This is a genomic window from Pedobacter sp. FW305-3-2-15-E-R2A2, assembly GCF_038446955.1.
GTDB lineage: Bacteria > Bacteroidota > Bacteroidia > Sphingobacteriales > Sphingobacteriaceae > Pedobacter.
The window spans coordinates 5483807-5498561 of record NZ_CP151803.1 but is presented as its reverse complement, the minus strand read 5'-3'; the positions used below and the strand labels follow the sequence as shown (position 1 = coordinate 5498561).

The 14755-nt window shown below is 40.6% G+C and carries 12 protein-coding genes; 4 read left to right on the top strand and 8 right to left on the bottom strand.

What is annotated here, in order from left to right:
- Positions 1-42: 42 nt before the first annotated feature.
- The 3 genes from secDF to AAFF35_RS22295 all read right to left on the bottom strand — a co-directional run bounded on the left by secDF (position 43) and on the right by AAFF35_RS22295 (position 4394).
- Positions 43-3003 carry a protein translocase subunit SecDF gene (gene secDF, locus AAFF35_RS22305; RefSeq protein ID WP_342328754.1) on the bottom strand — a complete coding sequence of 987 codons (2961 nt, stop codon included), beginning with the start codon at positions 3001-3003 and terminating at the stop codon, positions 43-45.
- A 114-nt stretch (positions 3004-3117) separates the two neighbouring features.
- Complete coding sequence (locus AAFF35_RS22300) at positions 3118-3603, bottom strand: dihydrofolate reductase (protein WP_342328753.1); 486 nt, start codon at positions 3601-3603, stop codon at positions 3118-3120.
- Positions 3600-4394: a thymidylate synthase gene (locus tag AAFF35_RS22295; RefSeq protein ID WP_342328752.1), complete on the bottom strand. Its 795-nt coding sequence runs from the start codon at positions 4392-4394 to the stop codon at positions 3600-3602. Before AAFF35_RS22295 ends, AAFF35_RS22300 begins: the two co-directional genes overlap by 4 nt.
- Before the next feature lie 234 nt (positions 4395-4628).
- Between AAFF35_RS22295 and ispE the strand changes: the two genes are divergently transcribed.
- The gene (gene ispE / locus AAFF35_RS22290; protein ID WP_342328751.1) at positions 4629-5432 is read left to right on the top strand and encodes a 4-(cytidine 5'-diphospho)-2-C-methyl-D-erythritol kinase; all 804 of its coding nucleotides are present in this window, start codon (positions 4629-4631) and stop codon (positions 5430-5432) included.
- Positions 5433-5438: 6 nt separating this feature from the next.
- A complete protein-coding gene (locus AAFF35_RS22285) occupies positions 5439-5855 on the top strand; it encodes an OsmC family protein (RefSeq protein ID WP_342328750.1) in 417 nt (138 codons plus the stop codon).
- A 6-nt stretch (positions 5856-5861) separates the two neighbouring features.
- Here the strand turns inward: AAFF35_RS22285 and AAFF35_RS22280 are convergent, their stop codons facing one another.
- The 5 genes from AAFF35_RS22280 to tgt form a co-directional block, all read right to left on the bottom strand.
- On the bottom strand, positions 5862-6143 hold the full coding sequence (locus AAFF35_RS22280) for a hypothetical protein (RefSeq protein ID WP_342328749.1): 282 nt from the start codon (positions 6141-6143) through the stop codon (positions 5862-5864).
- A 3-nt stretch (positions 6144-6146) separates the two neighbouring features.
- The gene (locus tag AAFF35_RS22275) at positions 6147-8957 is read right to left on the bottom strand and encodes a hypothetical protein (protein ID WP_342328748.1); all 2811 of its coding nucleotides are present in this window, start codon (positions 8955-8957) and stop codon (positions 6147-6149) included.
- A 678-nt stretch (positions 8958-9635) separates the two neighbouring features.
- Positions 9636-10529: a DMT family transporter gene (locus tag AAFF35_RS22270; RefSeq protein ID WP_342328747.1), complete on the bottom strand. Its 894-nt coding sequence runs from the start codon at positions 10527-10529 to the stop codon at positions 9636-9638.
- A 1-nt stretch (position 10530) separates the two neighbouring features.
- Complete coding sequence (locus AAFF35_RS22265; protein ID WP_342328745.1) at positions 10531-11634, bottom strand: LptF/LptG family permease; 1104 nt, start codon at positions 11632-11634, stop codon at positions 10531-10533.
- Positions 11635-12765: a tRNA guanosine(34) transglycosylase Tgt gene (gene tgt, locus AAFF35_RS22260; RefSeq protein ID WP_342328744.1), complete on the bottom strand. Its 1131-nt coding sequence runs from the start codon at positions 12763-12765 to the stop codon at positions 11635-11637.
- Positions 12766-12895: 130 nt separating this feature from the next.
- Here tgt and AAFF35_RS22255 point away from each other — a divergent pair, with 130 nt between their 5' ends.
- A complete protein-coding gene (locus AAFF35_RS22255) occupies positions 12896-14017 on the top strand; it encodes a glycosyltransferase (RefSeq protein WP_342328743.1) in 1122 nt (373 codons plus the stop codon).
- Positions 14008-14640, top strand: a complete 633-nt coding sequence (gene rsmG / locus AAFF35_RS22250) for a 16S rRNA (guanine(527)-N(7))-methyltransferase RsmG (RefSeq protein ID WP_124584147.1) — start codon at positions 14008-14010, stop codon at positions 14638-14640. Before AAFF35_RS22255 ends, rsmG begins: the two co-directional genes overlap by 10 nt.
- Positions 14641-14755 lie beyond the last annotated feature (115 nt).

Sequence of the window (14755 nt, the reverse complement as noted above, 5' to 3'; positions counted from 1 at the left end):
CATCATTGATGCGGCTCTTTTTTTATTTCAGTAAGTAATTTCTTACTTGTTCTTTCCTAAATCAATTACAATCGGAGTAGAGATACATAACGAAGAGTATGTACCGATTACACGGCCGATCAATAAGGCGAAGATAAATCCACGGATACTTGCTCCACCGAAGATGAAGATGACAAGTAATACGAAGAATACAGTTAGTGAAGTCAAAATAGTACGACTCAATGTGCTGTTTAGGGCAAAATTGATCAGTTTATTACGTTCTTCCCCATGTAGGTCTTCTTTTCCGCTTTCTGCCAGTTTCTCACGGATACGGTCAAATACAACCACTGTCTCTGTCATGGTATAACCCATTACTGTTAAGATCGCCGCGATGAAATCCTGTCCGATCTCTAAAGAGAATGGTAAAACACCATCTAAGATCGTATAGAATGAAAGTACCAGTAACACGTCATGGAATAACGCGATTACCGCACCTAAACCATAATTCAGTTTCTTAAACCTGACTACGATATAGATAAACATCACTAAACAAGAGAATAGGATAGATCCGTAAGCTCTGGTCACAATGTCACTGGCAATGATTGGTCCTACCTTCTCATTACTTTCAATGGTATAGTTAACACCTGTTTTAGCCAGACCATCTTTTAACGCTTTCTCTACCAGTTTATCTGCGCCGGTATTCTGGTCAGTGATGTGGAAAGTTGTCGTGATTTTTAATTCATTGTCTGCACCTGCAGTTTTAACGATGGTTTCAGACTCAGGGAATACTTCTGCTAATTTAGATTTAACATCTTCTGTATGCATTCCTTTATCGAAGTGAACGATATAAGTTCTACCACCTTTAAAGTCGATACCCAGGTTTAACCCACCATTTTTGAAATAGAAGATGAAACCAAGAACGATGATTGCAGTAGAGATTGCATAATAGATTTTTCTATGTCCTACGAAGTTAAACGCAATGTTTTTGAAAGCGTGAATCGTGTGTTTGTTACCAAAAGTAATGTTTGATTTTTTCTCTAATAACCATTCGAATACTAAACGTGAGATCAATACTGCACAGAATAGTGAAGAAAGGATACCGATACAAAGTGTCGTTGCAAAACCTTGAACCGGACCTGTACCGAAGATGAAAAGGATCACACCCAATACCAATACCGTAACGTTGGAGTCAATGATAGAAGACATCGCATGTTTGAAACCTTCTTTGATCGCAACTGGTGTTGGCTTTCCTAAAGTCAGCTCTTCCCTTACACGCTCAAAGATCAGGATGTTCGCATCCACGGATAAACCAATTACCAATACGATACCTGCGATACCTGGCAAGGTCAGTACGGCGCCCAGTGAAACCAGGATTCCCATGATGAAGAATAAGTTGATCACCAATGCAAGGTTAGCTACCCATCCTGCTTTGTTGTAATATAAAGCCATGAAGACTAAGATTACGATAAAGGCAAGGACAAATGATAGTAAACCATTGTCAATTGCAGCTTGTCCTAATGAAGGACCAACAACGAACTCACCAACGATTCTTGCCGGAGCAGGAAGTTTACCCGCTTTTAAGATGTTTGCTAAATCCTGAGTATCATTCACGGTAAAGTTACCGGTGATAGAAGAGATACCGTTAGGGATTTCGTTCTGTACAGTAGGAGCAGAGTAAACGGTATTGTCTAATACAATGGCAATAGATTTTTTATTGTTTACATCAGCCGCAGCTTCAGCAGTAATTTTTTTCCATTTTGCAGCACCGTCACCAGTCATGTACATGGTTACTTCCGGTCTGCCTTTCTGATCGTAATCATGACGGGCATCGCTGATCGCATCACCACCTAAGTCTGGCTTACCATCCATAGCTGTTGCTTTGATGGCATACAATTCAAAAACCTTAGCACCATTAGTGGTGGTTACGTCCATTGGTTTAACACTCCACATGAACTTGAAGCTCTGAGGAATGATAGAAGCAATTTCTGGTCTTTTGAAGTAAGCGTTTACTTTAGCAGTATCTTTTTGAGCTACCCAACCTACCACTGGTCCCGGACGCAATGAAGTCTGCCCATTTTCTCCCTGGTAAGTAGGAACGTTTAATACAGCGAATAAAGGATTTGATTTTGTAAGTTCTTTCGTTTTTACAGATGCAGAATCTTTAGTGTCTTTATTTTTAGCCAGACCTGCAAGTTTACTTTCAGATTTAGCAGCAGTGTCTGTTGTTGTTGCCGGAGCAGCAGTTTCAGCAATTTTCAACGTTGAAGCAAGTGTTTTGTTGATGTTCTCCATGATCGAGTACACTTCCTCATTGTTGTATACCTGCCAGAATTGTAATTCTGCGGAACCTTGCAATAATTTGTGAACCCTTTCTTTATCCTGAACACCTGGCATTTCAATCAGGATACGGTTGGTACCTTCTTGTTTCTGCATGTTCGGACTTACCACACCGAAACCATCGATACGGCTTCTGATGATGATGAAGGAACGGTCAATCGCACTTGTCGCTTCTTTCGACAAATAATTTTTTACCTCTGAATTGCTTGCGTTCGCTTTCAGCAATTTAGCGTTGTCCTGATTCGAGAAGAAATCGGCTAACTTCACATTTGGAGAAAGTTTTTCGAATTCATCTACAAATAAAGCGATGAAATCTTTTCCACCTGCGTTTAGTTGTGTTTGTGCAGTAGACAATGCTTTGTTGAAATTAGCATCATCGGTATTGCCGGCTAAAGATTTAACCAATTCAGATAACGAGATCTCCATCGTTACGTTCATACCACCTTTAAGGTCAAGCCCAAGGTTAATTTCTTTTTCTTTACAGAACTGGTAGTTAAATCCAAAAACAGGATACACCGGCACTGTGGCCATGGAGTCTAAATAAGCTTTTTCCTTATCCACATTCCCTTTAGCATAAGCTTTTGCGTCTTTTTCAACTTTCGAAGTGACAAAGTTGAATGAGAGAGAATACACACAGACAATACCTAAAAGTATTGCCATAAATTTAATAAAACCTTTACCCTGCATTTGTTTGTAATTATTAGTCTATATAAGCTATATATTTTTTTAACAAGTCGGCAAATCTAATTATTTTTTTAAATAATAGGCCACGTTATTAAAGTTTTTATTATGGGGACTTAACTATTTGCGTTCAAGCGTTGAAAACGTATAAGCAAGCCCATTTTTTTCATCTGGCTGATGATTTTCTATACTTGTTTCATTCCAGGTTCCGGGCGCTATTTCGGGGAAAAAAGTATCCGCGTCATAGGTATGGTGAACTCTGGTCAGGTAAATTCTGTCTGTTGCTTCCAGTGCATGTTTGTAGAGTTCGGCACCACCGATGATGAATACCTCTTCTTCTGCAGCACAAAGACGCAATGCTTCTTCCAGGCTATTGGTCACTTCGGTTCCAGGCAAATTCAGTTCCGCGTTTCTTGTAATTACAATATTACGTCGGTTGGGAAGGGGCCTGCCAATAGAATCATAGGTTTTTCTACCCATGATGATGGTATGTCCGCTGGTGATGTCTTTGAAATGTTTTAAGTCGGCAGGAAGGTGCCACAACAATTGGTTGTCTTTTCCTATGGCGTTATTCTCAGCAATGGCGACTACTATGGAAAGGATCATACGGCAACGGCTCCTTTAATATGAGGGTGTGGCTCATAACCTTGCAGGTTGAAATCTTCAAATTTGAAATCCAGCAGGTCTTTGACCCCGGGGTTAATCTCCATCGTTGGTAATTTTTTCGGCTCCCTGCTCAATTGCAGCCTGGCCTGTTCAATATGGTTATTGTACAAGTGGGCATCTCCAAGGGTATGGATGAAGTCTCCGTACTGAAGTCCGCATACCTGGGCAACCATCATGGTCAATAAGGCGTAAGATGCAATATTAAACGGAACTCCCAAAAAGATATCTGCACTTCTTTGGTATAACTGGCAGCTTAATTTGCCATCTGCTACATAAAACTGGAAAAAAGCATGGCATGGAGGTAAAGCCATCTCTTCAATATCTGCTACATTCCATGCAGAAACAATAATTCTTCTGGAATCAGGATTGTTTTTAATGGTGTTGATGATCTGACTGATCTGATCAATTTTCCGGCCATCTGGTGTTGGCCATGATCTCCATTGTGATCCATATACGGGACCGAGATTTCCATTGGCATCTGCCCATTCATCCCAGATCTTTACGCCGTTATCTTTCAGGTATTTTATATTGGTATCTCCACTCAGGAACCAGATCAGTTCGTGGATAATAGATTTTAAGTGTAATTTCTTGGTGGTGACCATTGGAAAGCCTTCCTGAAGGTTAAACCTCATCTGATAGCCAAATACACTAATCGTCCCTGTCCCCGTCCGGTCATGCTTCTGTGTGCCATGATCCAGCACATGCTGCATTAAATCTAAATATTGTTTCATGTATTGTTAAGCTCCTTTTTCTTTCTCCGATGCTTTAGCGCAAGATACTATGTTATCCTGGTTTTCACAGGATCGTACAAAATTAAAAAATAATAATTGAGCATTGTTCAAATCGGGTCTTTTTTTCAGGATTGCTTTGTCTGACTCGTCCCGCCCTGAGTTTACCTACAAAATATTAACGTTTGGTAATCGAAGAGAATCTTTATGTAAGTTTGCGATACAATCAGAAAATCAATGCTTGCATTTGCCAACGCCAAAATTAACCTTGGGTTGCATGTTACCGGAAAACGTGCAGACGGTTATCATAACCTGGAAACCATTTTTTATCCGGTAAAGATTTATGACGTCGTCGAGATACTGGATGCAGATGTTTTAAGTTGTACCATTCGCGGTACGGATATTCCCGGGAATACTGAAGACAACATCTGCCTCAAAGCCTATCATTTGCTGAAAAAAGATTTTGACTTGCCTACGCAGCACATCTGTTTATTGAAAAATATTCCGATTGGCGCAGGACTCGGCGGAGGTTCTGCTGATGCGGCTTTTCTGATTAAACTGCTCAACGATAAATTCCAATTGTCTCTTTCGCAGGAACAGATGGAAAATTATGCAAGGCAGCTTGGTGCAGATTGTGCTTTCTTCATCCTGAACGAGGCAGTCTATGCAGAAGGAAAAGGGGATGAGTTCAGTGAGATTAGTGTAGACCTTAGCGGATATTTTCTGGTACTCGTGAAACCAGACGTTCATGTTTCCACCGCAGCGGCTTACGATGGAATAAAGTCTACTAAACCTATTACTTCGCTAAAAGATTTAATACATTTGCCTTTGAGTGAATGGAAAGCGAACCTGAAAAATGATTTTGAGGCTTCTGTGTTTCTGAAATATCCTGAAATTGAAGCCATAAAAAACAGTCTTTACCAAAGCGGGGCAATCTATGCCTCGATGAGTGGCAGCGGATCTTGTGTTTATGCAATTTTTGGATCAGCAGTAAAACTTCCTGAGCTCGAAAGAACCAATAAAGTATTTTACAACGTTTAGTGAATTATGGAAATCAACCTGATAAGAAAAAGCGGTAAATTTAATTTTGAAGCAGAAAACTCCGGCGGACATACCGTGGAACTGGATGCTAAACCTGAAATAGGTGGAGAAGGGAAAGGCTTCAGGCCAATGGAAATGTTGCTGATCGGCCTGGGAGGTTGCAGTGGAATCGACATGGTCAATGTACTAAATAAACAAAAAGAACCTTTGGACGATGTGAAAATCAAAATCAAGGCAACAAGAAAAACAGCCGAAATGCCCCCGATTTTTGAGGTGATTGACATTCATTTTGAATTGTATGGTGCGCTAAATGTTCAAAAAGTAGAGCGTGCTCTGGCACTTACCTTTGATAAATATTGTTCGGTATCCAATATCCTTGGACGCTCTGCTACGATAAACTTCAGCTACACCATTCATCAGTAAGCGTAGTTAACTGATATAATCGCGATCTTCATCGCTGATAATTTTTTTATGATCCTCGGGTTTTACCTGGGGATTTTCATTTTTGTCGTAACTGCTCACCGTCACTTTTGGTCTGCCAACCCAATAACCAAGAATAAAACCTATAAAAGTACAAACCCCCACGACTAAAAGTTTAGAGATGTCTTTCTTAACGAATATGAAATTGAACTCTACGACATCTGTGTTGATCATTAAAAAGATGGTGATGAGCACCGTAAAAATGATGATGAAAATTGTTTTAGTACGCATGACTTAAAAGGTATAATTTAAAATTAATTCTAATATAGGGTTTTGGTTGTAGATTTTGTTCACAAAAACGACCCTTCCCCCGACATCTACCAGTGGTTTGTAACGAAGCAGGTTCATACTACTACGTAATTCGAAGCCAAAAGTTTTAGGTTCTGCGAGATTTGTTTCTTCACCCAGGTTTTCATAATGACAGAAAAAGCCACCACGAAGATTTCTGATATAAGCCAAAGGTCCGATCTCCGCATCAGGAAAGACAATTGGAAAACGGTAATTGAGGAGCAGCGTATTGCTGAGTTTACTTCTCGCAGGAATGTTGCTGTATCCGTAAACGGTATTGATCTCCCGGTCATATCTTCTGATCCCTGAAGTTCTCTGGAAACTGAAATTGGCCAGAAAGGAGTGGTTCCTTGCGATGCCTGGGAAATAAAGAAAACTTTCTGCGGAAAAAAGATCACCGCCTAATTGTTTGTCGAATGGCTGATGAAGGTATGTCAGTCTGAGGATTTGTGCCCATTTCGGTGCAATGTCTCTTTCCGACTGGCGGGTGGTATGAGTAAATGTGAAATTGTATTCCATTGGGAACTTCAAAGTAGTGATGTAATCCTTTGGCATATTTTCAGGAAGGTACCTCTGGGTATAGCTGGTTGCGGTATTCAGCGAGAAATTGTAACTGTCATTCAGCGCATTCAGGCTAATGGGAAGCGAGGCCTGAACCTTTACGTAATTTTCCCTCCAATCGCCTTGCTGTATGCCTGATTTGCTGTTGTAGAACGTTCTTCTTGGCCTGTTCCTGTAAACGGCACTCAATACCGGATAAAACCCTTTGTAGGTTAGTCCTGCGTTATATTCGAAACGGTTGAGGTCACGGAAATAATTTACGCCAGCGAAAGCGTTCATGGTGCTGAGCAGGTTGTCCGAGTTGATCTGTAAACCGCCGCGGTATTCATCTTCAATTACCGGAATGATGCTGTGGACATTGAACAGATTTCCAAACGCATGGTAAGGCTTGGAATCAAAAGTGCTGTCAGGGATTGCTGTAAACACATTCCCCGAATTTTCCTGAGCTGCAGCAGCTGCACCTAGAAAAACGAAGTTGTTTTCTCCAGGTATTTCTGCCTTTATCGGGCTTTCAGCAATTTCATAGCCCTGAACGCCATAATTGTTGAAAACGATGGCCTGCCCATCTGGTGTAGGGCTTGGGTTGAAGGCGCCGTATTTTGCTGCGCTCAGAGCGCTTATCTTTTTGCTGACAGGTTCTACCAGGTAAATGTTGTCGATCCCGTTGTAATGCGCATTAAAAGCGATTCCCTGAGGAAGGTAAACCGGCCTGCTCAGTTGCTGTTGAGATTCTTCAATCAGGATGCTCGTTTTTCCGGAGTGATCAATGAGGCGCAACGCCTTTCCTTTTTCGCTGACAGAGATGAAGGCAACCTCTTCTCCATCCGGCCGGTAGGCAGGAGTCTGAAGAATCAGGTTATCTGGATTCGGATAAGTGTGAAGCAATGTTCCATTGAAGGCATCGATCTCCACCAGGTTACACTGATTACTCAGGTCAAACCGTACTGCAATAATTTTTTTGCCATCGGCCGACAGCGTAGGGGAGAAGAGCCTGCTGCGTGAGCTGAGCTTTTTTGTCCGTCCGCTTTGGAGGTCATAACTGCTAATGACACTGTAACTCCTCTGTCTATACCTGGGGTCGTACCTTACCTCATCCCAAACGACAACTCCATTGGCATAGCTGAACCAGGGTTGTTCCTGGTATCCGATGGACAATAGTTTTTTTTCTTTCTGGTCCGGACCGATTAATGCAAAATGTGCAGGTTCAGACTTGCTTTGTTTCAAGGTCAGGATTTGCTGGTCATTGATTTTTACAGGCAAGAACCAGCTGGTCGCATAGCTTGCTTTTTTGTTGAGAGAAGGGTAGGGTTTTGAAGGTGTCTTTTCTGCTTGCTGTGCCCATTCTTTCCGGAGGTTTTCACTGGTGTTGTCAAACCATTCTTTGCTGCCTTTTCCGCTGAATTTTTTTAAGCTTCCGGAGAAGGGGTAAGGACGAAGCGGGCGTCGTTTGATATCGGTCAGGACGCTGTCAAAAATGTTTTTTCCGGACTGCTTTCTGAGGTTGGAAGCGATGACATATCCAAGCTGGTAATAGCCGGGAGTAAGGTCTTTATCCGAGTCGAAATTTACCTTGCTGTAGGAGAATTTTTTTCCCTCCAGGAGCTGTGTCCGGTAGGGCATAATCCAGGAAGGTATCCTTCCACGTCCGGCATTGGTTAAGGACGTTTCGGTACTTACAGCATCACCCTCAAAGAACCATAACGGAATACTTACCCCAAACCAGGCGAGGTAAATATCTTCAGGGAAAGGATGCGCCTGTCCACCGGTCAGTTTGTCGAATTGTGCAACGTGACGAAGCTCATGGACTGCGAGATTATTTAGCCAGTCCTGACTATCAAATTGCTGAGGTGGGGTGGTGTAGAATTCCGATTTTTTGGGCCCCAACTGGACAAAGCCATTGGCAATCACTCCGCGGTTTTGAAGCAGGATAGGGATGCTGGTATTCCTCCTTCCGATACTCGCTCCGACATAAGGATAGATGTGTCTCAGGGTATTGGTCATTCGTTGTGCCTCCTTCTCGAGTTCATCGGGATAGATGACCCTAAATCCTGAAGCGTTAATTTGTCTCCATTTTACACCAGGTGGGTTTTGTTCTGAGTTGAAGATCTGAGAAAAGCCGGTATGTGATATTAAACTTAATGCAAGTGTGATTATTGTACTGAGTATTAGTTTTTTATTTCTTCTTATTATTGTCATTATTTTGTGGTGCTAAAATAATTAGTTTTTTAAATTTTATGAGGTTTTTTTTATTTGATCTTTAATTTTAATTGATGATGTTTATTGGGTTGGTATTTAGTGTTTTGTGATTTTTTATTGAAATGTGATGCTTGGATTTAGGGTCTTTTTCTATTGAAAAATCAGTATTTTTTTGTTGATTTTCACTTTGAAATATACCGGGTAAGAATCAGGGCTTAAGGTACACCATTTGATGGTTAGTTACAATATGAAAATTGGACGAAATATTTGATTTTTATAGGTCATCATCTATGATTTATGTTTTAAACAGCCGGGAATATTGCTGGATTTTGAGGCTGTTTTTCTCTCCCCTACCCCGGGGGATTGAGCGGTCTATGAAAAATAACATCCATTATTCTGACCAAATTGCCAACTGATTTCTATAGGAATCTGAGTCTTTGAGAGGGACTTATGTGGAGGTGTATCTAATGGATTGTGGATATCGATTGGCCGTTATTTGCGTCTTGTTGTTGCCGTGTTATTTAACTGTGTTTTCTTATGCTGACCTCGCGTGTTGTCTTTGGATTGGGTGAAAAAATGAGGTCCTACTTTGGTGTTGTTCAGAAGAATTCGGGCTGCTTTTATGAGGTGACTGATCAGAATTAAGAGATGGTTTTGGTTCTTGGTCCGGGGAAATATTTAAGTTAAATTCCTGCGTTTTTTGTAGATCGGGTATAGAAATACGGCCCCGATAATTAAGATAGCGCCGAGGTAAAAACCAATGGACATGGTCTCCTTGCTGCCAAAGAATATGAAGGCTAAAAGGATTCCGTAAACAGGTTCAAGATTGGTAATTAATGCTACCCGAAAAGCGGATAAAGTACGCATCACAGAGACCCCTGCAACATAAGCTAAAGCGGTGCATATGGTGCCTAGTAAAAGCAGGTAGGACCAGTCCTTAACGCTTAAATTAAAGGACTCTGAAAGTAGAGATTTGTCAAACAAACGGTAGAGTGTGATCCAGAAAAAAGCTCCGGTCATTTCATAAAAACCAATGATTTTCGGATCACTTTTTTGCACTAATGTCGAGTTGATTGTACTGAACAAGCTCGAAGCTAAGGCCGATAAAAGGCCTAAAATGATACCTAATGTATAACCCGATTCGAATTTAAAGACCATATAGATGCCCAGGATCATAATTAATCCGATGACGACATCTGGTATTAAAATAGATTTTTTCTTGATCAGCGGCTCTAATATTGCCGTAAACAGGGTGTAAGAGGAGAGGGCGACGAGTGTAACGGAGACCGTAGAGACTTTAATGGCATGAAAAAATAGAATCCAGTGGGCGGCGACAATACTTCCTGTAAAGAAAAATTGTAAAAATTGCTTTTTTGAAATCCTTAAACTGGTCTTGGTAATCAGGAAGTAAGCCAGTAAGCTAAGGCTGGCAATGAGTACTCTGTACCATACTAATTGTACAGCATTGATGGAAATAACTGCGCCAAGAATACCGGTAAATCCCCAGATAAAAACAGTAAAATGTAAGATTAACAGGTTTCTATTTGGATGACTATCGACTGGATTGCTCATTTTATTTTGGTGCTTTTCGGAGTAAATAGTATCCCAGTAATCCGAAAAATATGGTAGGTACGAGTACAGCAAATAGCGGTGAAATACCCCCTTTAAGAGAGAACATTTTCGCGAATTGATTCAATACTATATAACAGAAGCTTAAAATAATGCCTATTCCAAGTGGAAGTCCCACGCCTCCACGGACCTTCCTGGAGGATAAGGCGACGCCGATCAGGGTGAGTACGAAGGCCGATAAAGGTTGCAAATAACGTTTATAACGCTCAAAAAGCAGGTCGTTCATGATACCAGAACCTCTGATTCTTTCTTTTTTAATCTTATCCGAAAGGTCTTTGTTGGACAGGTTTTCGAAGATATTATCATAGGCCGAGAAGTCGTCAGGACGCATATCCAGAATGGTGTCTTTGGTTTTTGTTGCGCCATTGACCATGCTTTCTTTCAGGCCGTCTATGTTCCTTACGGAATAGTTGGTTAGCCTCCATGACCGCTTTAATGAGTCCCATTTGATCTCATCAGCCACAATCTTCCTGGTCAGTATATCGCCTTTAAAGTTGTCTAATGAGAACTGGCTTCCTACTTTACTCCTGTTGTCAAAGCTCCTCATGTAGATATAAGTATGATCATCCAGTTTCATGTGAATATCAGTCTTACTGGTCGGATCATTCTTCTTTATAAAGGTGTTTTCGAAGTTATTCTTTATCTGATTGGTATAGGGAAGGATGTATAGATTAGAAGCGAGGTTAATGGAAAAAATGATAAATGCGGATATAAAATAGGGCAATAAGAATCGGTTAAAGCTGACTCCTCCACTTAATATGGGTACAATCTCCGTTTGATCGGCCATCTTTGCGGTGAAAAATATCACCGCAATGAAATTGATCAGCGGGGAGAGCATATTCACATAAAAGGGAATAGAGCCCGCATAATATAAGGAAATCACTTGCCAGAAGGTCAGGTTGTTGCCAAGAAAATCGTCCAGTTTCTCTGAAAGGTCAAAGATCACAATGATGACTACAAATAGCGTCAGAGTATAAATAAATGTACCCAGATACTTGCTGATAATATACCAGTCGATAATCTTAATCCTGCCTTTGATAAAGTTCATTTACAATTTATTACCTAATATAGTCACCATTTTGTTCTTCCAGGCGTAAAACTCGCCACTGATAATTTTCTCCCTGGCTGTTTTAACGAGCCACAGGTAAAAATGCAGGTTGTGAAGGGTTGCAATTTGTGCGCCAAGCATCTCTTTTGAATGCATTAGGTGTCTTAAATAGGCTTTAGAATATACCTGATCTGCATGAAGGTCACTTTCCGCATCAATCGGAGAGAAGTCATCTGCCCATTTCTTATTTCCGATGTTAATGATGCCGTTCCTGGTAAATAACATTCCGTTTCTTGCATTTCTGGTAGGCATTACGCAGTCGAACATGTCGACGCCTAAAGCAATGTTTTCCAGTATATTAATTGGTGTTCCTACCCCCATCAGGTATCTCGGTTTGTCGTACGGAAGAATGTCACAGACTACTTCTGTCATTCCGTACATCTCCTCTGCAGGTTCCCCTACGGATAATCCACCGATTGCATTTCCCTCACGGTTCATTCCTGCAATAAATTCAGCAGATTTCTTCCTCAGGTCTTTATACACTGATCCCTGTACAATAGGGAATAAGGTTTGGTTGAATCCGTATTTTGGTTCTGTTGAGTCAAACCTGTTGCAGCAACGCTTTAACCAGCGGTGGGTCATGTTGATGGAATTTGCCGCGTATTTATAATCACAAGGATAAGGTGTACATTCATCAAAAGCCATAATGATATCTGCACCAATGGTACGTTGGATATCCATGGCATACTCCGGTGTAAAAAGGTGTTTCGAACCATCAATATGCGAGCGAAAAGTAACGCCTTCTTCCTTAATCTTCCTTACTTTACTCAAGGAATAAACCTGATAACCTCCGCTATCGGTTAAAATCGGACGGTCCCAGCCAATAAATTTATGCAATCCACCGCTTCCTTCTATAATATCTAAGCCTGGTCTCAGGTATAAATGATAGGTATTGCCCAAAATGATCTTGGCGTCAATATCGTTTTTAAGTTCCCGTTGATGAACTGCTTTTACAGTTCCTGCAGTGCCCACAGGCATGAAAATAGGAGTTTGTATGTCTCCGTGATCTGTTGTTACTGTTCCTGCTCTTGCCTTTGAATGTGTATCGTTTGCCTGTAAGGTAAATTTCATAAATCTGTATGCTCCACTAAAATCTGCCAAAAGTAGCAAAAATAGCGCTATAAATGGGCTAAATTTTTTATCAACAAAAAGGAACATTACAGATTAAAAAGCAGAAATTTGGCAGCTACAAAAATACATCGTGGAATTAACCTTAATAGAGAGTTGTCTGCTCGGCTCATTGATCTTCTGTTTCTTAATACAATTATACTTTAGTTTATTTGTTCACCTGAAACTGGCTTTTTTTCCGGTAGAACCCATACCGGAAACTGCTGCAAAACCCTTAAGCGTTGTCATTTGTGCACGCAATGAAGTGGACAATCTAAGAAATTACCTGCCTTCAGTTCTGGAACAAAATCATCCTGATTTTGAGGTGGTTGTTGTAAATGACCGATCCTGGGATGGAACCAGACAGCTTTTAGAAGAGTTTGCCAAACAATATAAGCGGTTGAAGATCGTAACGATCTCAGAAGGGGAAAAGTTTATTGCAGGCAAAAAATTTGCCGTTACCATGGGAATTAAAGCCGCTTCCAACGACTGGCTGGTATTTACAGATGCCGATTGTGTTCCCGCTTCAGCAAACTGGTTGTTGGGGATGCAACAGTCTGAAGATCCAAAGGTGGAGATTGTTTTGGGTTATTCCCCATACCTTAAAAAGAGAGGTATTCTAAATGCTTTAATTCGTTTTGAAACGTTTTTTACCGCTGTAAACTATCTTTCTTACGCGATTAAAGGTATGCCATATATGGGCGTAGGAAGAAATATGGCTTATAGAAAGACGCTTTTCTTCAAGAACAAAGGTTTTGCTGCGCACATGCATATTCCTTCTGGTGATGATGATCTGTTTGTAAATGCGAATGCACATTCCCGCAATACAGAGATCCGGATCAACAAAGAGAGTCAGGTATGGTCTGAACCGAATACCAGCTTTGGCGCTTACCTGAGACAAAAGAAAAGACATTTCGGGGCGGGTAAGTTATATAAAGGGAAACATAAGTTTATCCTTTCCTGCCAGATCATCTTTCAGTTTCTTTTCTATGCTTTCTTTGCCGCATTATTATGCTTCAAAGCGACATTATACCCTGCTTTAGGTGTTTTGTTGGTGAGTATTGTGATCAGATGTTTCATCTATCCCCGCATTTTAAAACGGTTAAATTATAGTGATTTACGATGGTGTTTTCCCATCCTGGACATTCTCTTGTTCATTTTTCTCGTGTTTAATGGCATTCTGTCTATATTTGTTAAAAAAGTAAAGTGGAAATAAGATCAACGCTAATACAAGAATATTTTAAGGATCTGACTGATGAACAAATTGCTCAGTTTGATCAGTTGTACGATTTATATAGTTTCTGGAATGCCCAGATCAATGTAATCTCCAGAAAAGATATTGATGAACTCTATGTTCGCCATATCCTTCATTCTCTTGGTATTGCAAAATTTTGCACTTTCAAACCGGGAGAAAAAGTACTGGATGTGGGAACCGGAGGAGGTTTTCCAGGAATTCCTTTGGCCATTCTATTCCCTGAAACTCAGTTCCATTTGGTGGATTCTATCGGAAAAAAGATTAAAGTGGTTACTGAAGTTGCGGCTGGACTGGGATTGAAAAATGTGAAGGCCAGCCATTTAAGGGCCGAACAGGTAACTGATAAGTATGATTTTGTCGTATCCAGAGCTGTTACAAGGCTTATTGACTTTTATCCATGGGTAAGAGGGAAGTTTAATAAAGATTCTAAAAATGCAATCCCCAATGGTATCCTTTACCTAAAAGGTGGTGATCTTGCTGAAGAAATCGAAGAATCCAGGTTGAAAGCAGAGTTGTATCCACTGGCAGACTATTTTAAAGAAGATTTTTTCGAAACTAAATTTGTGGTTTATATTCCTCAATAACAAGGTTCTTCTCTTTGAAGAAATACTATAAAAAGCAGATATACTTTTCATCCCCGAATCTTTGCTGAAGGGCAAATATTCGAATGTCTTCAAAGTACATCTGCTTTTTTTATGA

Excerpts from the sequence above, each read along its gene's own strand:
- secDF (WP_342328754.1), bottom strand. The coding sequence starts at position 3,003 with ATGCAGGGTAAAGGTTTTATTAAATTTATGGCAATACTTTTAGGTATT.
- AAFF35_RS22300 (WP_342328753.1), bottom strand. The coding sequence starts at position 3,603 with ATGATCCTTTCCATAGTAGTCGCCATTGCTGAGAATAACGCCATAGGA.
- AAFF35_RS22295 (WP_342328752.1), bottom strand. The coding sequence starts at position 4,394 with ATGAAACAATATTTAGATTTAATGCAGCATGTGCTGGATCATGGCACA.
- ispE (WP_342328751.1), top strand. The coding sequence starts at position 4,629 with ATGCTTGCATTTGCCAACGCCAAAATTAACCTTGGGTTGCATGTTACC.
- AAFF35_RS22285 (WP_342328750.1), top strand. The coding sequence starts at position 5,439 with ATGGAAATCAACCTGATAAGAAAAAGCGGTAAATTTAATTTTGAAGCA.
- AAFF35_RS22280 (WP_342328749.1), bottom strand. The coding sequence starts at position 6,143 with ATGCGTACTAAAACAATTTTCATCATCATTTTTACGGTGCTCATCACC.
- AAFF35_RS22275 (WP_342328748.1), bottom strand. The coding sequence starts at position 8,957 with ATGACAATAATAAGAAGAAATAAAAAACTAATACTCAGTACAATAATC.
- AAFF35_RS22270 (WP_342328747.1), bottom strand. The coding sequence starts at position 10,529 with ATGAGCAATCCAGTCGATAGTCATCCAAATAGAAACCTGTTAATCTTA.
- AAFF35_RS22265 (WP_342328745.1), bottom strand. The coding sequence starts at position 11,634 with ATGAACTTTATCAAAGGCAGGATTAAGATTATCGACTGGTATATTATC.
- tgt (WP_342328744.1), bottom strand. The coding sequence starts at position 12,765 with ATGAAATTTACCTTACAGGCAAACGATACACATTCAAAGGCAAGAGCA.